The sequence below is a fragment of the Streptomyces sp. NPDC041713 genome (genome assembly GCF_055591085.1).
Genome location: NZ_JBVIZY010000009.1, coordinates 274170 through 294662, shown reverse-complemented (window position 1 = coordinate 294662; position 20493 = coordinate 274170). Strand labels below are relative to the sequence as shown.

Below are 20493 nucleotides of genomic sequence, written 5' to 3'. Positions count from 1 at the left end.
TCAAGGAAGGGATCGACTCGCGCATGGCTCTCGAACCGCCGCAGCGCCTCGTCACCGCACTCGGCGAGAGCGCGCGGGACGGCGACGACTGGCTGGAGAAGCTGCCCGAGGCAGCCGAACAGGCCGTCGCTCTACGCGAGTTGACCGTCGAGCGGGTGCACGTGCCCGGCGGCCGCAGCAGCCTCGTCCTCATGGTGCAGCAGGCCGACGGCACACCCGCCGTGCTGAAGCTCGTGCCGCCCCGGTCGCGGCCGGAGAGCGAACGGGCCGCGCTCGCCCACTGGAACGGGCTCGGCGCCGCGCGGCTGCTCGACCCCGAGTGCGCGGACGGGGCGCTGCTCCTGGAGCGGCTGCACCGAGACGTGTCGGTGCGCTCGCTGCCCGAGGCGAAGGCGCTCCTGGAGGCGGCGGGGACGCTGCGGCGGCTGTGGGTCGCGCCGCCCGCCGGGCACCGCTTCGAGACGGTGGCCGAACGGACCGGGCGGCAGGCCGAGGCCATGCGGGCGTTCGCCGGCGCGGAGCCGGAGGTCGCCCCGCTGGTCGACGCCGCGCTCACGGCGCGGGACGGGCTGCTCGCCGCGGCCGCGGAGCCGAAGCTGCTGCACGGCACGTTCCGGCAGAGCAAGGTGCTGGCCGGGGACCGGCTGCCGTGGCTGGCCGTGGGGCCCGACCCGGTGGTCGGCGACACCGCCTTCGACCTGGCGCGCCTGGTCCGTGACCGGGTCGAGGACCTGATCGCGTCGCCGTCGGGCGCCTCGATCACCCGGCGGCGCGTGAAGAAGCTCGCCGAGTCCCTGGAGGTCGACCAGGAGCGGCTGCGCGGCTGGACGCTGTTCCGGGCCGTCGAGTCGGGCGTCCGGGCGCTGCGGGTGGGGCGCGGCCAGGACGCGGAGCTGCTCCTCGAGTTCGCGGGCTGGCTGTAGCGGTACGCGAGAGGGCGCACCCCGCGATGCGGGGTGCGCCCTCTTCGTCGGTCCGGTCAGGCGGTGAGGCGCGCGACGGCCTCGTCGACCGTGAGCTCCTCGCGCTCGCCGGTGCGGCGGTCCTTCAACTCCACGACGCCCTCGGCGGAGCGGCGGCCCGCGACCAGGATCTGCGGGACGCCGATCAGCTCGGCGTCGGTGAACTTCACGCCCGGGGAGACCCCGGCCCGATCGTCGACCAGGACGCGCGCGCCCGCGGCGCCCAGCTTCTCGGCGACCTCCAGGGCCAGCTCGGTCTGCAGCGCCTTGCCGGCGGCGACCACGTGGACGTCGGCCGGGGCGATCTCCTTGGGCCAGCACAGGCCCTTGTCGTCGGCGGTCTGCTCGGCGAGCGCCGCCACCGCGCGGGAGACGCCGATGCCGTACGAGCCCATGGTCACGCGGACCGGCTTGCCCTCCTTGCCGAGGACGTCGAGCTGGAAGGTGTCGGCGTACTTGCGGCCGAGCTGGAAGATGTGGCCGATCTCGATGGCGCGGTCCAGCTTCAGGCCGGCGCCGCAGTTCGGGCACGGGTCGCCCTCTTCGACCACGACGACGTCGAGGTAGTCGTCGACCTCGAAGTCGCGGCCGCAGACCACGTTCTTGGCGTGCTTGTCCTGCTGGTTGGCGCCGGTGATCCAGGCGGTCCCGGGGGCGACGCGCGGGTCGGCGATGTAGCGGACCTTCGCCAGACCCTGCGGGCCCACGTAGCCGCGGACGAGGTCGTCGCGGCCCTCGAAGTCCTCGGCGGTGACGAGCTCGACCTCGGCGGGGGCCAGGTGCTCGCCGAGCTTGCCGAGGTCGACCTCGCGGTCGCCGGGCACGCCGACGGCCACGATCTCGCCGTCCACCTTGACCAGGAGGTTCTTCAGGGTGGCGGAGGCCGGGACGCCGAGGTGCTCGGCGAGGGTCTCGATGGTCGGGGTGTCGGGGGTGTCCAGCTCCTCGACGGGGCCGTGCGCCGAGCCGTCGACGGGCGCCAGCGCGAAGGTCACGGCCTCGGTGTTGGCGGCGTAGTCGCAGGACGGGCAGTCCACGAAGGTGTCCTCGCCGGCCGGGGCGGGGGCCAGGAACTCCTCGGAGGCCGAGCCGCCCATGGCGCCGGAAACGGCGGACACGATGCGGTAGTCGAGGCCGAGGCGCTCGAAGATCTTCTGGTACGCGCCGCGGTGCAGGGCGTACGCCTCGGCGAGGCCCTCGTCCGTGGTGTCGAAGGAGTACGAGTCCTTCATCTGGAACTCGCGGCCGCGCAGCACGCCGGCGCGGGGGCGGGCCTCGTCGCGGTACTTCGTCTGGATCTGGTAGAGGATCACCGGCAGGTCCTTGTAGGACGAGCACTGGTCCTTGACGACCTGGGTGAAGATCTCCTCGTGGGTCGGGCCGAGGAGGTAGTCGGCGCCCTTGCGGTCCTTGAGGCGGAAGAGCAGGTCGCCGTACTCCTCGTAGCGGCCGGACGCCTCGTAGGGCTCCTTGGGCAGCAGCGCCGGCAGGAGGACCTCCTGGCCGCCGATGGCGTCCATCTCCTCGCGCACGACGCGGGCGATGTTCTCGTAGACCTTCTTGCCGAGCGGCAGCCAGGTCCAGATGCCCGCGGCGGTACGGCGGACGTAGCCGGCCCGGACGAGCAGCTTGTGGTTGAGCGTCTCGGCGTCCGCCGGGTCGTCGCGCAGTGTCTTGACCATCAAACGGGACATGCGCTGGACCTGGGCCATGATTGTTTACTCCTGCTGCGTGAGGGTGATGCCCAGGAGGTTAGCCGGGGCCCCGGCGCGGGCGGAAATCGGTTGTCGCCCGGACCCGTCGCGGCAGCGGCAGCGGGGCGCCCATCACGGCGTACGGCTTGGCGGCGCTCGGGAAGAGCACGCGGCGGGCCAGGTCCGTGTAGCCGAGGGAGCGGTACAGGCCGCGGGCGGGGCTCTCGACGTCGATCGCGGAGAGGATCGAGCGGGGCTCGGGGACGCCTTCGGTGATGGTGGTGATCAGCGCGCGGCCGACGCCGCGGTTCTGGTGGCCGGGGTGCACGTGCAGCTCGGTGATGACGAAGGAGTCGTCGAGCCAGTCGTCCAGGTTCTGGCTGCGCAGATACGGCTCGACGACCGTGGACCACCAGTGGTGGCGGTCGTTGGGCATGCCGTAGACGAAGCCGACGAGACGGCCGTCGGGGGTGGTCGCGCCGAACGCGCGGGCCTGTGGATAGGTGACGTGGCGCAGGACGATCTGGCGCCGCACGGCCACTTCCTCGTCGCTCAGCCCGAAGGCGTGGGCCTGGACGCGCAGCGCGTCGTCCACGCGTGCGGCGAGGTCGAGGGGCCCGATCACGACGTCGTCTGTCATGGGATCGACCCTACTTCGCCGGGGTCGCGATCAGAACAGGACGCTCATGAACGCCCCGACCTCCTGGAAGCCCACCCTGCGGTAGGCCGCCCTGGCCGCGGTGTTGAAGTCGTTGACGTACAGGCTGGCGACCGGGGCGATGTCGGCGAGGGCGTAGCGCAGGACGGCGGCCATGCCGGGGGCGGCGAGGCCGCGGCCGCGGTACTCGGGGGCCACCCAGACGCCCTGGATCTGGCAGGCCTGCGCGGTGGCGGCGCCGATCTCCGCCTTGAAGACGACCTTGCCGTCCCGGTCGACGCGGGCGAAGGAGCGGCCCGAGCCGACGAGTTCGGCGACGCGGGCCTGGTAGAGCAGCCCGCCGTCCCCCGCGAGCGGGGAGATCCCGACCTCCTCGGTGAACATCGCCACGCACGCCGGCATGATCGTCTCCATCTCGTCCTTGCGGACGCGACGGACGTACGGGTCGGGGGTGATGTCGTCCGGGAGCCGGTCGGTGACCATCAGGGGTTGCTGGGCGCGGACCTCGCGGGCGGGGCCCCAGGACGGCTCGAGGAGCCGCCACAGCTGGGCGGTGGAGGCGGCGGGCCCGACGATGGACGAGCAGCGGCGCCCGGCCCTGCGGGCACGGTCGGCGAAGCCGCGGATGGCTCGCGGGGTCGCGCAGATGGGGACGAGGTTGGCGCCCGCGTAGCAGAGGGAGGCAAGCATGCCGTCCTCGTACCAGCCCCACATCTCGCCGCCGAGGCGCCAGGGGTCGAGGCCCGCCACCTGGACACGGGCGGTCACGAAGGCGTTCGCGACCGGCTCGCGGTCGAGCACGGCGATCGCGGCGTCGAGGTCACTCGGTTCGAGGACCCGGGTGGTGGTCTGAGTCAACACGTGCGGGGGCCTCACCATACGGTCTGCTGATCTCCGCACTGTACCTGGCGGGGGCGCCTTGTGCGGGGGGTGCCTTTTGTCTGTTGCCTCCGCTCCGGCGCGGGCGGCTTGTCCCTGGTGTGGGGGCGGGGTGGTTCGCCGCTGCGCGACGGGGGGCGGTCGTGGGGTGTCGGTTCGGGGTGGTGTTTCGCGCCGTACACGCCGCTTCCTGCGCCGTGCCTCACTGGCCCGCCGCTCCGCGGCGGTTTCCCCACCCGCCCGCCCGCCTGGCTGTCCCTCACCACAAAAAGCCCCGCGCCGCCGGGAAGGCGGGGCGGGGCCGGGAAAGAGAGTGTGCGGGCGTCAGCCTGCGACGGAGATCGTCGGCTCGCCGGAGGCCACGCCGTCCTTCTCCATCTGCTCCGCGATCTTCATCGCCTCATCGATGAGCGTCTCCACGATCTTCGACTCGGGGACCGTCTTGATGACCTCGCCCTTGACGAAGATCTGGCCCTTGCCGTTGCCGGAGGCGACGCCGAGGTCGGCCTCGCGGGCCTCGCCCGGGCCGTTCACGACGCAGCCCATGACGGCGACGCGCAGCGGGACCTCCATGCCGTCCAGGCCCGCGGTGACCTCTTCGGCGAGCTTGTAGACGTCGACCTGGGCGCGCCCGCAGGACGGGCAGGAGACGATCTCCAGGCGGCGCTGACGGAGGTTGAGGGATTCGAGGATCTGGATGCCGACCTTGATCTCCTCCGCGGGCGGCGCGGAGAGGGAGACGCGGATCGTGTCGCCGATGCCCTCGGAGAGCAGCGCGCCGAACGCGACCGCCGACTTGATCGTGCCCTGGAAGGCGGGGCCCGCCTCGGTCACACCGAGGTGCAGGGGGTAGTCGCAGGCCGCGGCGAGCTGGCGGTAGGCGTTGACCATGACCACCGGGTCGTTGTGCTTGACCGAGATCTTGATGTCGCGGAAGTCGTGCTCCTCGAAGAGGGACGCCTCCCACAGGGCGGACTCGACGAGCGCCTCGGGGGTCGCCTTGCCGTACTTCTTCAGGAGCCGCGCGTCCAGCGAGCCCGCGTTGACGCCGATCCGGATCGGCGTGCCCGCGTCCTTGGCGGCGCGCGCGATCTCCTTGACCTTGTCGTCGAACTGCTTGATGTTGCCGGGGTTCACACGGACCGCCGCGCAGCCCGCGTCGATCGCCGCGAAGACGTACTTCGGCTGGAAGTGGATGTCGGCGATCACCGGGATCTGCGACTTCTTGGCGATGATCGGCAGCGCGTCGGCGTCGTCCTGCGTGGGGCAGGCGACGCGGACGATCTGACAGCCCGAGGCCGTCAGCTCCGCGATCTGCTGCAGCGTCGCGCCGATGTCGGACGTACGCGTCGTCGTCATCGACTGCACCGAGACCGGTGCGTCCCCGCCGACGGCCACCGCGCCGACCTGGATCTTGCGGCTGACCCTTCGGTCGGCGAGCTTGGTCGGAACGGACGGGATTCCGAGCGATACGGCAGTCATCTGGCGAGCATCCCCAAGAGTGTGGATCACAGAGGCGTGAGTCGAGGTCCCGAGATCGGCGGGCTCCAGGCTTCGAGATTACGGCACCCGGTAGTGGCCGAACACATCCCGTCCCAAAGTCCACCCAATGGAGGGCGGCCCGTCACATAGCGTTTCGGGCCGCCGCAAACCTCTCGTAAGAGGACGCTTGCGCAGAAGCGTCCGGTTCCCTCAGGAGAGTCGCACCGGGTTCACCACGTCCGCGATGAGCACCAGGATCGTGAAGCAGATGAAGATGCCCGCGACCACGTACGCGACCGGCATCAGCTTGGCGACGTCGAACGGGCCAGGGTCCGGGCGGCGCAGGACCTTCGCCGCGTTGCGGCGCACGGACTCCCACAGGGCGCCCGCGATGTGACCGCCGTCGAGCGGGAGCAGCGGCAGCATGTTGAACAGGAAGAGGGAGAGGTTGAAGCCCGCGATGAGGAACAGCATCATCGCGATCTGGTTCTCCGGCGGGATGTCCAACGTGAACACGTCACCGCCGACGCGGGCCGCGCCGACCACGCCCATCGGGGAGTCCTGCTTGCGCTCGCCGTCGCCGAACGCCGCGTTCCACAGGTCGGGGATCTTGGAGGGCAGGGCGACGATCGACTCGACGCCGTTCTCCATCATGTCGCCCATGCGGTCCACGGACTCGCCGAAGGACTGCTGGACGATGCCGGTGGCGGGCGTGAAGCCGAGGAACCCGGCGTACACGTACTTGCCCTCCACGTAGGCGCCGTCGCCGTCGGTCCTGGTGACCTGGTTCTTGATCAGGTTCGCGTGCAGGTCGACCCGCTTGCCGTCGCGCTCGACCGTGATGGTGGCCGGGCCGATGGTCTCCCGGATCTTCGTCTGGAGCGTGGACCAGTCCTCGACGGGCTTGCCCTGGAAGGCGACGATCTTGTCGGCGGGCTTCAGGCCCGCGGCCTTGGCGGGCGCGGCCTTGTCCCCCTTCGCACACTTGGTGCGGTTCTCGCTCTGCTGGATGACGCAGTCGGAGACCTTGCCGACCTGGGTGGTCTGGCTGCTGATGCCGAACGTCATCATCACGCCGAGGAAGATCGCGACGGCGAGGACGAGGTTCATGAAGGGGCCCGCGAACATCACGATCACGCGCTTCCACGGCTTGCGCGTGTAGAAGAGGCGGGACTCGTCGCCGGGCTGGAGCTCCTCGAAGGCGGCCGAGCGGGCGTCCTCGATCATGCCGCGCCAGGGCGACGTCGACCGTGCCTCTATCCGGCCGTCGGCGCCCGGCGGGAACATGCCGATCATGCGGATGTAGCCGCCGAGGGGGATGGCTTTGACGCCGTACTCGGTGTCGCCCTTCTTGCGCGAGAAGAGGGTCGGGCCGAAACCGACCATGTACTGCGGCACCCGGATGCCGAACATCTTGGCGGTCGACAGGTGGCCCAGCTCGTGCCAGGCGATCGAGAAGAGCAGCCCGATCACGAAGACGACTATCCCGAGGATCATCATCAAGGTCGTCATGCACGAGCCTCCGCGGTCGTCTTGCCTGCCAGTTCGCGTGCCCGAGCACGCGCCCAGGTCTCCGCTTCGAGGACGTCCGCGACGGTCAGGGAGGTTCCCGACCCCGCGGAGACCGGGGCGCCGTGTTCCTCCACGGTCCTCGTCACGGTCTCCATGATGCCGTTGAACGGCAGCGCACCCTTCAGGAAGGCGTCCACGCACTCCTCGTTGGCGGCATTGAACACCGCCGGGGCTGTGCCCGCGAGCTCTCCGACGTGCCGGGCGAGGCCGACCGACGGGAACGCGTCGTTGTCGAGGGGGTGGAACTCCCAGCTCGACGCCTTCGTCCAGTCGAAGGCCGGGGCCGCGTCGGGGACCCGTTCGGGCCAGCCGATGCCGATGGCGATCGGGCCGCGCATGTCGGGCGGTGTCGCCTGCGCGAGGGTCGAGCCGTCGGTGAACTCGACCATGGAGTGCACGTACGACTGGGGGTGGACGACGACCTCGATGCGGTCGAAGGGGATGTCGTAGAGGAGGTGCGCCTCGATGACCTCCAGGCCCTTGTTGACCAGGGTCGCGGAGTTCACCGTGATGACCGGGCCCATCGCCCAGGTGGGGTGCGCCAGCGCGTCCTCGGGGGTGACGTGCGCCAGGTCGGCCTTGGTCCGTCCCCGGAAGGGGCCGCCGGACGCGGTGACGACGAGCTTGCGCACGTCCGCGCGGGTGCCGGCGGCCAGCGCCTGGAAGAGGGCCGCGTGCTCGGAGTCGACCGGGATGATCTGGCCGGGCTTGGCGAGGGCCTTCACCAGCGGGCCACCGACGATCAGCGACTCCTTGTTGGCGAGCGCGAGGGTGCGGCCCGCCTCCAGGGCGGCGAGGGTGGGCGCGAGGCCGATGGAGCCGGTGATGCCGTTCAGGACCGTGTGGCACTCGGACGCGGCCACCTGGGTCGCGGCGTCGGGTCCGGCCAGGATCTCGGGAAGCGGCTCCCCCGCGCCGTACTCCGCGCGCAGTGCCTCGCGCAGCGCCGGTACGACGTCCTCGCGGGCGACCGCGACGGTGCTGACCCGCAGCTGTCGGGCCTGCTCGGCGAGGAGGCCGACGCGGCCGCCCGCGGCGGAGAGCGCGGTGACGCGGAAGCGGTCGGGGTTGCGCAGGACGAGGTCGATGGCCTGGGTGCCGATCGATCCCGTGGAGCCGAGGATCACGATGTCCCGCGGTCCCGCTCCGTCCCCGGCGGTCACGGGGTCGAAGACGAGATGCGGGTCGGCGAGGGGGGATGGGCTGTCGCTCATCCCCCCATTGTGGCCGCAACACGCCTCCGCTCCGACAGGGCATGCCCGGTTGGGGGCGCGCGTGGCGCGCGCGGGGGCCATTCGTCCGTACGGCGCGTACGCGCGGGACCCTGCCCAAGCCCTGCCGGGGCACGGTGCGACCCCGGCGGGCGGTCGGTGTCGCCCGGGGTCACGGCCCGCTCACCCCTCCTTGATCACCCTGCGCACGTCCGGGCGCGGCTTCTTCGGGAGCGTGGTGTCCGCGATCCACGGGCCCTCGCCCGAGGGGTCGACGACGCCCTCCTCCAGCCAGGTGTACGTGCCCGACAGGACGCCCTTGACCACGGTGCGGTCCAGTTCGTCGGTGTTGGTCCACAGGCGGTCGAAGAGCGCGTCGATCCGGATGCGGGACTGGCGGCAGAAGGCGTCGGCCAGTTGGTACGCCTCGCGGCCGTGGGCCTCGGTGGTGCGCAGGAGTTCGGCCCGTACGCAGGCCGCGCTCATCGCGAAGAGCTCCGCGCCGATGTCGACGACGCGGCCGAGGAAGCCCTGCTTGGTCTCCATCTTCCCCTGCCAGCGGGACATGGCGTAGAAGGTGGAGCGGGCCAGCTTGCGGGCGCCGCGCTCGACGTAGCGCAGATGGCCGGAGAGGTCCGGGTGGCCGTCGGGGTGGAACTCGGCGTACGACCGCGGGAGTTGGCCGGGCCCGGTGACCAGCTTGGGCAGCCAGCGGGCGTAGAAGCCGCCGGCCCGTGCGCCCGCCTTCGCCTTGTCGGACAGCGTCTTGTCGGGGTCGATGAGGTCGCCCGCGACCTTCAGGTGGGCGTCCACGGCCTCGCGGGCGATGAGCAGGTGCATGATCTCGGTGGAGCCCTCGAAGATGCGGTTGATGCGCAGGTCGCGCAGGATCTGCTCGGCGGGGACGGCGCGTTCGCCGCGGGCCGCGAGGGACTCGGCGGTCTCGAAGCCGCGGCCGCCGCGGATCTGGACGAGCTCGTCGGCCATCAGGCAGGCCATCTCGGATCCGTACAGCTTGGCGAGGGCCGCCTCGATGCGGATGTCGTTGCGGTCCTCGTCGGCCATCTGGGAGGACAGGTCGAGGACGGCCTCCAGGGCGAAGGTGGTCGCCGCGATGAAGGAGATCTTCTGGCCGACCGCCTCGTGGTACGCGACCGGCTTGCCCCACTGTTCGCGGGCGCCGGACCACTCGCGGGCGATCTTCAGGCACCACTTGCCGGCGCCGACGCACATCGCGGGCAGCGAGAGCCGCCCGGTGTTGAGGGTGGTCAGGGCGATCTTCAGGCCCGCGCCCTCCGGGCCGATGCGGTTCGCGGCCGGGACGCGGACGCGGTGGAAGCGGGTCACGCCGTTCTCCAGGCCGCGCAGGCCCATGAAGGCGTTGCGGTTCTCCACGGTGATGCCCTCGGAGGACGCCTCGACCACGAACGCGGTGATGCCGCCCTTGTGCCCCTCGGACTTCGGGACGCGGGCCATGACGACGAGCAGGTCGGCGACGACGCCGTTGGTGGTCCACAGCTTCACGCCGTCCAGGACGTAGTGGTCCTCGCCGTCCGGGACGGCCGCCATCGCCATGCGGGCCGGGTCCGATCCGACGTCCGGTTCGGTCAGCAGGAACGCGGTGATGTCGGTGCGGGCGCACCGGGGCAGGAAGGCGTCCTTCTGCTCCTGGGTGCCGAAGATCTTCAGGGGCTGCGGCACGCCGATGGACTGGTGCGCGGAGAGCAGCGCACCGATCGCGGGGCTCGCGGAGCCGACGAGGGCGAGGGCCTTGTTGTAGTAGACCTGCGTGAGCCCGAGCCCGCCGTACTTCGTGTCGATCTTCATGCCGAGCGCGCCGAGCTCCTTGAGCCCGTTGATCACCTCGTCGGGGATCTTCGCCTCGCGCTCGATGCGGGCCCCGTCGATCTTCGTCTCGCAGAAGTCGCGCAGCTTGGCGAGGAACTCCTCACCGCGCTGCGCGTCCTCGTCGGGCGGCATCGGGTGCGGGTGGATCAGGTCGAGCCGGAATCGGCCGAGGAAGAGTTCCTTGGCGAAGCTGGGCTTGCGCCAGTCCTGCTCACGGGCGGCCTCGGCGACCTGCCGGGCCTCGCGTTCGCTCACGGACGGTTTGGGGGTTGGTGCGGTCATGAGGAGCTCACCTCGCCGCGAAGTGGGGCGGGCGGGCCCGGGGACCCGTCGCGCCCGGTCGGTTACTGACTGGTGCTACTGGATCGTTGGTACCCGATCCATCCCGACCTCACCAGTCTTCGCGCAGCGTTCGGCGCAGAGGGGGCCGTTCGGGGCGGCAGCCGGGGTGCGACTTCACTCCACGGTCTGCCCGTGCCGGCCGCGGCGAGGGCCGATCACCACCGGCGCTCGCGCCGGTCGCGTCCTTGGTGCTGGTTCGTCACGAGCCAGATGACGCCGAGGATCACGGCGCCGGTCACCCAGACGAAGATCAGCATGCCGGTACCGATCAGCGTGCCGAGGTCGTTGCCCGCGGCGCACGCGTCGTCCGCGCACGTCTCGCCCTCGCCGCTCGCCGCGTTGACGCCGACGACGACCCACACCAGCATGAGCGCGTTGAAGGCCAGGATCACCCAGGTCAGCACGCGCCAGTGCGGGCGTCGGAGGCGACCGTGCGTGCCGGGTGGCCGGTTCGGCGGGGGCGGGATCGGTCGGGACCACTGTGGGTGTGCGCCGTGCTGGGCCATGGCGAGCCTCCAGATGCGCAAAGGGCTCTTATCCGAACGATACGCCCGTACCGGGGAGTTCGGCCGGGCCGCCGGACCGGGACCTCGGACCCGAACCTCGGACCGCACACGAGAACGGCCGGAGCCCCCGCACAGTGGGCTCCGGCCGTTGGTTTGCGTGGGGCGGCGTTACAGGGCCAGGCCCGTCAGGACCATCACGCGCTCGTACGTGTAGTCGTCCATCGCGAAGCGGACGCCCTCGCGGCCCACTCCGGACTGCTTCACGCCGCCGTACGGCATCTGGTCGGCGCGGTAGGAGGGCGCGTCGCCGATGACCACGCCGCCGACCTCCAGGGCGCGGTGGGCGCGGAAGGCCGTCTGCAGGTCGTGGGTGAAGACGCCCGCCTGGAGGCCGTACTTGGAGTCGTTCACCGCGTCGAACGCCTCGGTCTCGCCCTCGACCTTCTTCAGGGTGAGGACCGGTCCGAAGACCTCCTCGCAGGAGATCGTCACGTCGGCCGGGACGTCGGCGAGGACGGTCGGCGCGTACGAGGCGCCGTCGCGCTCACCGCCGACGAGCAGGTTCGCGCCCGCCTTGACGGCCTCGTCGACCCAGGACTCCACGCGCTTGGCGGCGTCCTCGCTGACCAGCGGGCCGACCTCGGTCGCCGGGTCGGACGGGTCGCCGGTGACCTGGGCCTCGACGGCCTTGACCACGCGCGGCACCAGACGGTCGTACACCGCGGCGTCCGCGATGACCCGCTGCACGGAGATGCAGGACTGGCCGCCCTGGTAGTTGGAGAACGTCGCGATGCGCGAGGCCGCCCAGTCGAGGTCCTCGTCGGAGGCGTAGTCGGCGAGGACCACGGCCGCGCCGTTGCCGCCGAGCTCCAGCGTGCAGTGCTTGCGCGGCACCGAGTCCATGATCGCGTAACCGACCTGCTCGGAGCCGGTGAAGGAGATGACCGGCATCCGCTCGTCCTGGACGAGGGCGGGCATCTTGTCGTTGGCGACCGGCAGGATGCTCCACGCGCCGGCGGGCAGCTCGGTCTCGGCGAGCAGCTCGCCGATGATCAGGCCCGAGAGCGGGGTGGCCGGCGCCGGCTTCAGGATGATCGGCGCGCCGACGGCGATCGCCGGGGCGATCTTGTGCGCGCAGAGGTTCAGCGGGAAGTTGAACGGCGCGATGCCGAGGACGACGCCCTTGGGGAAGCGGCGGGTCAGCGCGAGACGGCCCTGGCCGCCCGCGTCGGTGTCCAGGCGCTGGGCCTCGCCGCCGTTGAAGCGGCGGGCCTCCTCCGCGGCGAACCGGAAGACGGATACCGCGCGGCCGACCTCGCCGCGGGCCCACTTGATCGGCTTGCCGTTCTCGGCGGAGATCAGCTGGGCGATCTCCTCGGTGCGCTCGACCAGGCGGTCGGAGACGTGGGCGAGGGCGGCGGCGCGGACGTGGGCCGGGGTCGCGGCGAACTCGTCGCGCACGGCGTACGCGGCGGCGACGGCCTCCTCGACCTGGGCGTCGGTCGGGACGGCGGCCTTGCCGACGAGCCGTCCGTCCCAGGGCGAGGTGACGTCGAGGGTGGTCTCGCCGGTGGTCTGGCGACCGGCGAGCCAGAAGGCGTGGATGGAAGTCATGTCGATTCCCGGCCCTTCCGCGGAGGTGTGTCTGGGGGGTACGTCCCTCACCGTAGGGGCAGGGGGAGGTAGGGGCGTTTGTCCGACGCGGAGTGCTGGCCGGGGGCCTCGCGCCGGTTTGTACGTGTCGCCCTTGTTTCCTCGCTCTTCCCCTGCGGGGCGCCGGGCGTGCGGGGTCGCTTGCTCTTCGGCCGCGAGTCCGCTGGGGCTGGGCGCGCCGTTCCCCGCGCCCCTGTCGGGGCGCCCCCTGCAGGTTTTCGTGCACCCCGCCCGGGGCCGTCAGTCCGAGCCCATCGAGGTTGCCTTCAAGGAGAGCCACAGCTCCATGCGGACGTCCGGGTCGTCCAGGGAGCGGCCCAGGATTTCTTCGACCCTGCGCATGCGGTAGCGCAGGGTGTGGCGGTGTACGCCCAGGTCGGCCGCCGCCGCGTCCCACTGGCCGTGGCGCGAGAGCCACGCCCGCAGCGAGGCGACGAGGTCGCCGCGGCCCGTCGCGTCGTGCTCGTGCAGCGCCCGCAGCAGCCCGTCCGCGAAGGCCCGCACCGCGTCGTCCGCGAGCAGCGGCAGGACGGAACCGGCGGCCAGCTCCTCGTGCTCGACGAGCGCGCGCCCGCGCCGCCGCGCGACGGACAGCGCCTGCTCGGCCTGCTTGTACGCGGTGGCCGCGGCGATCGGCCCGGCCGGCGCGGAGAGCCCCATCACCAGTTCGGCCTCCTCGCCGGATGCGGCCGGTTCGCGTCCCGAGGTCCCGCGCCCCGCCTCCAGGGCCGCCGCGTACTCCGCGCAGGCCGCCACACCCGAGCCGCCGTCCACCACGAGCAGCACGAGCCGTTCGCCGTACGGCACCACGAGCAGCGCCTCGCCGGAGCGCGCGGCCGCCGCCTCGACGACGTCGACGAGCGCGGCGAGCGGGTCGCCGCCGGCCGAGGCGTCGGCCACCGCGGCGCGCACCGCCGCCGACGCGCTGCCGGGTCCGGCCTCCGCGGCCCCCTCCCCCGAAGCCGAAGCCGATGCCGAAGCCGCCGCCGACGCCGCGTCGGCGCCCACCCGCACCCGCGCCGCCGAGGCCGACGCGACCTCCGCCACGATGAGCCGGAAGGGCGCGTCCAGGAGCCCGCCGTACAGGTTCCCGGCGACGGTCCGCGCGTGGTCGGGTTCGCCGGCGAGCAGCATCCGCAGCACCGCCGCGCCGATCCGCTGCTCGGCGGCGTGCAGCGAACGGGAGCGCTCCGTGGTGAGGGTGAGCAGCGCGATGGCGGAGTGCACCGCGTACCGCTCGGCGGTGCCGAGGGTCGATGCCGTGCCGACGGCGAGCGCGGCGCGCGGCCTGCGCCCGGTGCCGAGCGAGTGCAGCTCCACACGGTCCTCGGCGCCCGCGACGACGGAACTGGCGGGCGCCGGGCGCTCCCTGAGCCGTTCGACGTCGGCGGTGAGCCGGGCGGCCCGCCGGGTGGACCAGTCCGGGGCGGAGGCGACGACGGCGCCGGACGCGTCGTACAGCGCGGCCCAGCCGTCGACCTGCCCGGCGAGGGCGAGCAGCAGCCCCTCGGGGCCCGCGCTCAGCGCCTGCTTGGTCAGTTCGCGCTGGGCGGCGAAGCCGGCCGTCACGGCGCGGTACTGCTCGGCGGCGATGGCGGCGGAGACGGCCTTGCTGATGGCGAGGAAGGGGGTGCGCCGGGGCACCTCGATGAGCGGCAGCTCCGCTTCGGTGGCCGCGTCGAGGAGGGCCTTGGGGACGTCCGGATAGTGCACGCCGACGGCGAAGCCGAGGCCGACGACGCCGGCGCCCGCGAGCCGTTTCACGTAGCGCCGCATGGCCTGCGGATCCTCCGCGTCCAGCTTCAGCGCGGTGATCAGGAGCAGTTCGCCGCCCTCCATGTAGGGCACGGGGTCGGCGAGCTCACTGGCGTGCGCCCAGCGGACCGGGGCGTCCAGGTGTCCCTCACCCGCGCGCACGGTCAGCTTGAGCGCGGAGTGGTGGACGAGCGAGGCGAGCGTGGGCGGCATGGGACCTTCAGGTCTGCGGCTGGCGGGGCGGGCGGGCTTTTCGGCGCCCGGGGGTGCGGGCGGGCTTGTCGGCGCCCGGGGGTGCGGGCGCCGGGACGGAACTGCGTCGTACGGTTCGCCGTCTGGCGTTCTTCAGACGATGTGGATCTTTTGGCCGGTCCGTATGAACGACCTGTGTCGATTCTGCCTCACCGTACGGTCCGCTCGGGACCGAACACCACGTACGTGACGATCCGGAAACCTGTCCGCCGCAGGACCGGCCGGATACCCCCCGCCCCGCCGCTTCAGGCCCGCAGGTCCACGAGGAGCGGGGGCGCGTACTCCCCTCGTACGTCGGTCAGCGAGAGCACCGCGTGCCCCGGCGGCACCCCGTGCGCCAGCTCGGACGCGGACCACCGCTCACGCTCGACCTGGCGGACGGTGACGGCGCGGGCGGTCGGGGCGTTGCCGGTGATGACGCGGCGCAGGACGTGCACGGTCTTGCCCAGCGGGGTCTCGGCGATGATCTGCCGGTCGGTGACGTCGCGCGCCTCCGTCCACTCCTTGCCCCACACCTCCGCGAAGTCCTGGCCGTCCCACGGGGTGAGGCCGGACAGCGCCATACGGCAGCCGATCGCGCCGAGCAGCGGGGTGCGCAGCGGCCGCGGTACGTCGTCGAGCGTACGCAGGGTCATGACGACGCCCGCGTTGGCGGACCGCAGGCGCTGGATGCGGCGTACGGCCTCGGGCGTGACGGTGCCGGACGCGTCGTCCAGGACGAGGCAGGCGAAGAGCGAGCGGTCGTCGCGTGCGGCGGCGCTCGCCGTGAACTGCGCGAGGACGAGCCTGGCCAGGATCCGTGAGGCGTCCGCGTGGCCTCGTTCGGGCAGGTCGATGCGGACGCGCACGGGGTGGTCGAGGGCGCGCAGCGAGAACGGCGTGGTCTGGCCCGAGGTGTCGAAGAAGGGGGCGAAGGCGGGGCGGTCGAGCAGCGCGATGCGGTCGGCGAGGACCGCGCCTGGGTCACCGGGGTGCCCCAACTGGCGCTCGCGGGCGTCGAGTTCACGGATCATGCCGTCCTGCCCGGCCTGTTGCAGCGCCTTGCGCAGCGCGCTCAGGGGGGCGGGCGAGCCGTCGAGCAGGGCGCGGAGTTCCGGTACGGACGGGAAGCGCCCGTGCACGGCCCGGTAGGGGCCGAGGAGCTGGGCGAGGCAGGTCGTGGAGCGGCGGCTGTCACCGCTCGGGTGCGGGTCGACGAGGTCGCCCACGAGGGCCTCGGCGAGCACGGCGGCGGCCTCGTCCGGGTCGCTCGTGCCGCCGTACAGATCGAGGTCGTACAGCGAGTCGGGCTGTCCGACCCGCACCACCACGTCGTAGTCCTCGACGGGCCCGAGCCCCGCCCCCGCCGCGCCCACGACCACCACGGCGGCCCGTCCCGCGAGGGCGCCGAGACAGAGCGACTCGGCGAGCGGCCAGACCACCCGGGCGGTCTTGCCGGAGCCGCCGGGCCCGACGGCGAGCAGCGAGGTGCCGAGCAGATCGGGCCCGAGCGCGAGCCCGGTGGACCGGTAGGCGTACGGGTTACGGGGGTCGTCGACCGTCGTCCCGATCCGCACCTGCGCCGTGGCGAGGTCGTGGCGCGCGGCGCGCTGGGGCAGGTCACGGTCGCCCGAGGGGTGCATGCAGGCGCCGGCCCCGTCCCGTACGACCGCGTCGCTGAAGACGGCGAGCGGGCTGCGGCCGGCGCGCACGGAGCGCCAGGCGCGGGCGATCCGGGCGTGGTCCACGTCCCGCATCAGCCCGGCTCGGGCGTCGGCCGCGAGCCGGTCGGCGGCGGCTTCGGCGCCCGCGGCCCGCAGCTGGGGCCAGCGGGCGGGGTCCTCCTCTGGGGCGGGCGGCGGCGGGGGCGCGTCGGGGCGGCGCAGCCGGGGGGCGACGAAGCGGCGCCAGACCTCGGACCAGCGGCCGAGCCGGCCGACACCGATCATGATGGCGACCACGATGACCGTGTAGTAGCCGTACCAGACGACGGCGTTGCCGATCCGGTCGCTCGTGTAGATCCAGGCGTCGGGCAGGAACAGTTCGAGCGGCAGCACCCACCAGCCGCCCAGGTAGCCGTTCCAGAGCAGGGACCACAGGAGCCAGCCGACGAGGAAGGCGATCAGCGCGCCGCTGAGCAGCTGCCGGGTCGGGATGACCTCGGGCTCCTGCTCGGGGCGGGGCCGGTGCGCGAACCGCCAGACGCCGGGCGGCGCGGCGGGCCGTGGCGCCCTCAGCCAGGCGAGGAAGGCGGCCCCGTCGGGCAGCGGCGCCGCCCCGGGGGCCTGCGCGGGCCGGGGCGGCAGCCCGGGCTGCGGCGCCCCGCCCCGCGGCGCCGCAGCCCCTGGTGGAGAAGCCGCGGACCCCTGCGGAGGCGCCGCCGGGCGCGGCACCGGTGTGGCGTGAGTGCCGCGAGCGTCGTGCGTGCCGTCGGAGTCCATGCCCCTTGCCCCCTGACCAGCCGATCTGTCGTTTCGCGGGTCAATCTAGTGCCCCGGCAGGGGGAGTTCACCGAATACGCGCCCGGGCCTGCGGCGATCCGTGCCGCCGCGGCTCGACCGGCCGAGCCCCTCGCCGGCCCCGCGCGTACCCCCTCGCTATGTCCACCACGGACAACCGCCACGCCCGACGACTCCCCGATGGAGCATGCCCGCCCCCTGGCGCCGCCCCTAACCTGCGAAGAAAGCAGTGAAGCGTCCGTATCGTCGCCCACCCCCCAGGAGCCCTCATGACCGCCCTTCCGCAGGAGCGCCGCGTCCTCACCGCCATCCCCGGCCCGAAGTCGCAGGAGCTGCAGGCCCGCCGTACCGCCGTGGTCGCCGGTGGCGTGGGGTCCGTGCTGCCCGTGTTCGCCGCGCGCGCGGGCGGCGGGATCATCGAGGACGTCGACGGCAACCGTCTGATCGACTTCGGCTCCGGCATCGCCGTGACCTCCGTCGGCGCCTCCGCCGAGGCCGTGGTGCGCCGGGCGTCCGCGCAGCTCGCGGACTTCACGCACACCTGTTTCATGGTCACGCCGTACGAGGGCTACGTCGCCGTCGCCGAGGCGCTCGCGGAGCTCACGCCGGGTGACCACGAGAAGAAGTCCGCGCTGTTCAACTCGGGCGCCGAGGCCGTCGAGAACGCCGTCAAGATCGCCCGTGCGCACACCAAGCGCCAGGCCGTCGTCGTCTTCGACCACGGCTACCACGGCCGCACCAACCTGACGATGGCGCTGACCGCCAAGAACATGCCGTACAAGAACGGCTTCGGCCCGTTCGCCCCCGAGGTCTACCGCGTGCCGGTCGCCTACGGCTACCGCTGGCCGACCGGTGCCGAGAACGCCGGCCCCGAGGCCGCCAAGCAGGCCATCGACATGATCAACAAGCAGGTCGGCGCGGAGAACGTCGCCGCGATCATCATCGAGCCCGTGCTCGGCGAGGGCGGCTTCATCGAGCCGGCCAAGGGCTTCCTGCCGGACATCGTGAAGTTCGCCAACGACAACGGCATCGTCTTCGTCGCCGACGAGATCCAGTCCGGCTTCTGCCGCACCGGCCAGTGGTTCGCCTGCGAGGACGAGGGCATCGTCCCCGACCTGATCACCACCGCCAAGGGCATCGCGGGTGGTCTGCCGCTCGCCGCCGTCACCGGCCGCGCCGAGATCATGGACGCCGCGCACGCGGGCGGCCTCGGCGGCACCTACGGCGGCAACCCGGTGGCCTGCGCCGGCGCGCTCGGCGCCATCGAGACCATGAAGGAGCTCGACCTCAACGCCAAGGCGAAGCACATCGAGGCGACCATGAAGGCCCGCCTCTCCGCCATGGCCGAGAAGTTCGACGTCATCGGCGACATCCGCGGCCGCGGCGCCATGATCGCCATCGAGCTGGTCAAGGACCGCACCACCAAGGAGCCCCACCCGGAGGCCACCGCCGCCCTGGCCAAGGCCTGCCACGCGGAGGGCCTGCTCGTGCTGACCTGCGGCACGTACGGCAACGTCCTGCGCTTCCTGCCGCCGCTGGTCATCGGTGACGACCTCCTGAACGAGGGCCTCGACATCATCGAGGGCGCCTTCGCGGGCGTCTGACGCCCAGACCTTCGGCGAGCCGATGGCGGCCTCCCACCGTGGCCGGTCCGCCGTGACCTGCGCGGATTGCGTCCGGTGGGGCGGTCGCGGCCCCGCGTGACCGTCGGGGCGTGTGAAGAAGGTGTGCGGGCCCCATGTCGGGTTGCCGTTCCCGCTGTCGGGCCGCGACCAACCTGCCGTACGGTTTCCGCAGTTGAGAGGAACACCCCGCCCACGGGGGGCCGTGGGCGGTGCTTCGGCGGAGCCTCCCCAGCCCCGCCCTGGCCGTGCCCTTGCGCACACACCCGGAGTCTTCGGATCCGGAGATCCTCACCGATCGGACGGCCGCCCGCCCCAAACCCCCCGGGGCGCGCGGACCCCGATCCGGAAGGCCGCCTCGGCACCCCACCCGACGGACCCGCGTCAGCGGGCCGGTTCGGACAGGCCGGGCCGGTCGGCCACCGAAGGGCCGGCACACCCCCCCCTTGTGCCGGCCCTTCGGCTTGTTCACCCGGTGCGCGGCGGGGTTCTTCCGCCCCGGGCGTCGAGCGGGTTCCCCGAACGTTTGACCGTCCGCAGCGTCACGCAGCGGTCCACGGTCCGCACACCCTCCAGGCCGTCCTCGATCTGCGCCTCCAGGCGGGCGACCTCGGCCAGGCCCCGCATCCAGACGCAGACCACCAGGTTGTACGTGCCGATGGTGGAGAGCACCAGGCGCGCCTCCTCCAGGCGGGCCAGGCGCGCGGCGACCCCGGCCAGCCGCCCGGCGGGGACCTGGAGGAAGTACCAGGCCTGCACGGGCCGCCCGGCCAGCGTGCGCGAGACGTCCGTCCACAGCGCCACCCGGTGCCGGGTGAGCAGGCGGTGCACCACGTCGCGGGCCCGGCGCACGGGCACGCCGGTGCGGGCCGCGATGTCGGTGGCGGACGCGCGTCCGTCCTCGCGCAGGGCGGCGAGCACCGCACGGTCCAGCGCGCCCAGCGGGCGTACGGCGGCCGGGCCGCGCGGGCCGGGGCCGGTGAACCGTTCGAGCTGGTCCGGGCCGAGCTCTCCGAGCCGCCAGTCGACCGTCTCCTTGACGAAGGCGGTGACGAGCTGGGTGCGTACGGCGCGGGCCCGCGGCACGGTGCCGAGCCGGCGCAGGACGTAGTCGGCGAGCGCCGCCTCGTCGGCCGCGCCCACGCCGAGCAGCAGGTCGCGCCCGCCCGAGACGACGTCGATCGTGAGGCACTGCGGGTCGTCGGCGAGCGCCTCGGCGACCGCCAGCGGGTGGCCCGCGCACTCCATCTCCACGACGGCCAGCCGCCCCGGTCCTGGCCCCGGCTCGTACGCCGTCACCCAGGCGAGGCCCGCGGCCCGCAGCCGGGCCCAGCGGCGCGAGACGGTGACGGCGTCCACGCCGAGCACGGCGCCGACCTTCGCCCACGAGGCCCGCGGCTCGATCTGCAGGGCGTTGACGATGCGCCGGTCCAGGCGATCGGTCCCGAACTCCGTTACGGGGAACGGGCCTTCGCCTGCCGTCGGCGCATCGGTGCTCACAACTGCCTGTATAACGCGCCTTCCTGCGGTGCGCAGATCATTTTCGTCCGGATCCTGCACGGCACTCCGCTCCGTCCGGCGTCTGCACGAAGATCGCGGGGCGGGGCCGCCCTCACCGG

General features: G+C 72.8%; 14 protein-coding genes. 2 read left to right on the top strand and 12 right to left on the bottom strand.

Annotated features, from left to right (window positions below):
* Positions 1-23 precede the first annotated feature (23 nt).
* Positions 24-923 (top strand): aminoglycoside phosphotransferase family protein, encoded by a 900-nt coding sequence (locus tag ACZ6CV_RS26820; protein WP_355811883.1) that lies wholly within the window; start codon positions 24-26, stop codon positions 921-923.
* 56 nt (positions 924-979) lie between these two features.
* On the opposite strand, the gene ACZ6CV_RS26815 is transcribed toward ACZ6CV_RS26820, so the two are convergent.
* The 11 genes from ACZ6CV_RS26815 to ACZ6CV_RS26765 form a co-directional block, all read right to left on the bottom strand.
* A complete protein-coding gene (locus tag ACZ6CV_RS26815; RefSeq protein WP_469253206.1) occupies positions 980-2674 on the bottom strand; it encodes a proline--tRNA ligase in 1695 nt (564 codons plus the stop codon).
* A gap of 40 nt (positions 2675-2714) precedes the next feature.
* The gene (locus ACZ6CV_RS26810; protein ID WP_469253205.1) at positions 2715-3296 is read right to left on the bottom strand and encodes a GNAT family N-acetyltransferase; all 582 of its coding nucleotides are present in this window, start codon (positions 3294-3296) and stop codon (positions 2715-2717) included.
* 30 nt (positions 3297-3326) lie between these two features.
* Positions 3327-4175, bottom strand: coding sequence for a GNAT family N-acetyltransferase (locus ACZ6CV_RS26805; protein ID WP_355811875.1), 849 nt, complete (start codon positions 4173-4175; stop codon positions 3327-3329).
* A gap of 342 nt (positions 4176-4517) precedes the next feature.
* Positions 4518-5675, bottom strand: coding sequence for a flavodoxin-dependent (E)-4-hydroxy-3-methylbut-2-enyl-diphosphate synthase (gene ispG / locus ACZ6CV_RS26800; RefSeq protein WP_355811872.1), 1158 nt, complete (start codon positions 5673-5675; stop codon positions 4518-4520).
* Positions 5676-5885: 210 nt separating this feature from the next.
* Complete coding sequence (locus ACZ6CV_RS26795) at positions 5886-7187, bottom strand: M50 family metallopeptidase (protein ID WP_469253204.1); 1302 nt, start codon at positions 7185-7187, stop codon at positions 5886-5888.
* Entirely contained in the window at positions 7184-8461 is a 1278-nt protein-coding gene (gene dxr / locus ACZ6CV_RS26790) for a 1-deoxy-D-xylulose-5-phosphate reductoisomerase (RefSeq protein WP_469253203.1), read from the bottom strand. The genes ACZ6CV_RS26795 and dxr overlap by 4 nt, the downstream gene beginning before the upstream one ends.
* Before the next feature lie 180 nt (positions 8462-8641).
* Complete coding sequence (locus tag ACZ6CV_RS26785; protein WP_469253202.1) at positions 8642-10588, bottom strand: acyl-CoA dehydrogenase family protein; 1947 nt, start codon at positions 10586-10588, stop codon at positions 8642-8644.
* A gap of 215 nt (positions 10589-10803) precedes the next feature.
* Positions 10804-11052: a hypothetical protein gene (locus tag ACZ6CV_RS26780; RefSeq protein WP_469253201.1), complete on the bottom strand. Its 249-nt coding sequence runs from the start codon at positions 11050-11052 to the stop codon at positions 10804-10806.
* A 270-nt stretch (positions 11053-11322) separates the two neighbouring features.
* Positions 11323-12768, bottom strand: coding sequence for an aldehyde dehydrogenase family protein (locus ACZ6CV_RS26775; protein WP_358773886.1), 1446 nt, complete (start codon positions 12766-12768; stop codon positions 11323-11325).
* Between the two features lie 279 nt (positions 12769-13047).
* The gene (locus ACZ6CV_RS26770; protein ID WP_469253200.1) at positions 13048-14775 is read right to left on the bottom strand and encodes a PucR family transcriptional regulator ligand-binding domain-containing protein; all 1728 of its coding nucleotides are present in this window, start codon (positions 14773-14775) and stop codon (positions 13048-13050) included.
* A gap of 284 nt (positions 14776-15059) precedes the next feature.
* Positions 15060-17234 (bottom strand): ATP-binding protein, encoded by a 2175-nt coding sequence (locus ACZ6CV_RS26765; RefSeq protein ID WP_469253199.1) that lies wholly within the window; start codon positions 17232-17234, stop codon positions 15060-15062.
* Between the two features lie 287 nt (positions 17235-17521).
* Between ACZ6CV_RS26765 and gabT the strand changes: the two genes are divergently transcribed.
* Complete coding sequence (gene gabT, locus ACZ6CV_RS26760; protein WP_469253198.1) at positions 17522-18856, top strand: 4-aminobutyrate--2-oxoglutarate transaminase; 1335 nt, start codon at positions 17522-17524, stop codon at positions 18854-18856.
* Between the two features lie 486 nt (positions 18857-19342).
* Here the strand turns inward: gabT and ACZ6CV_RS26755 are convergent, their stop codons facing one another.
* A complete protein-coding gene (locus ACZ6CV_RS26755; protein WP_469253197.1) occupies positions 19343-20374 on the bottom strand; it encodes an Lrp/AsnC family transcriptional regulator in 1032 nt (343 codons plus the stop codon).
* Positions 20375-20493 lie beyond the last annotated feature (119 nt).

What these genes read in the sequence shown, in the direction of transcription:
- ACZ6CV_RS26770 (WP_469253200.1), bottom strand. Translation starts at nt 14,775, where the DNA reads ATGCCGCCCACGCTCGCCTCGCTCGTCCACCACTCCGCGCTCAAGCTG.
- ACZ6CV_RS26785 (WP_469253202.1), bottom strand. Translation starts at nt 10,588, where the DNA reads ATGACCGCACCAACCCCCAAACCGTCCGTGAGCGAACGCGAGGCCCGG.
- gabT (WP_469253198.1), top strand. Translation starts at nt 17,522, where the DNA reads ATGACCGCCCTTCCGCAGGAGCGCCGCGTCCTCACCGCCATCCCCGGC.
- dxr (WP_469253203.1), bottom strand. Translation starts at nt 8,461, where the DNA reads ATGAGCGACAGCCCATCCCCCCTCGCCGACCCGCATCTCGTCTTCGAC.
- ACZ6CV_RS26810 (WP_469253205.1), bottom strand. Translation starts at nt 3,296, where the DNA reads ATGACAGACGACGTCGTGATCGGGCCCCTCGACCTCGCCGCACGCGTG.
- ACZ6CV_RS26775 (WP_358773886.1), bottom strand. Translation starts at nt 12,768, where the DNA reads ATGACTTCCATCCACGCCTTCTGGCTCGCCGGTCGCCAGACCACCGGC.
- ACZ6CV_RS26795 (WP_469253204.1), bottom strand. Translation starts at nt 7,187, where the DNA reads ATGACGACCTTGATGATGATCCTCGGGATAGTCGTCTTCGTGATCGGG.
- ACZ6CV_RS26765 (WP_469253199.1), bottom strand. Translation starts at nt 17,234, where the DNA reads ATGGACTCCGACGGCACGCACGACGCTCGCGGCACTCACGCCACACCG.
- ispG (WP_355811872.1), bottom strand. Translation starts at nt 5,675, where the DNA reads ATGACTGCCGTATCGCTCGGAATCCCGTCCGTTCCGACCAAGCTCGCC.
- ACZ6CV_RS26820 (WP_355811883.1), top strand. Translation starts at nt 24, where the DNA reads ATGGCTCTCGAACCGCCGCAGCGCCTCGTCACCGCACTCGGCGAGAGC.
- ACZ6CV_RS26815 (WP_469253206.1), bottom strand. Translation starts at nt 2,674, where the DNA reads ATGGCCCAGGTCCAGCGCATGTCCCGTTTGATGGTCAAGACACTGCGC.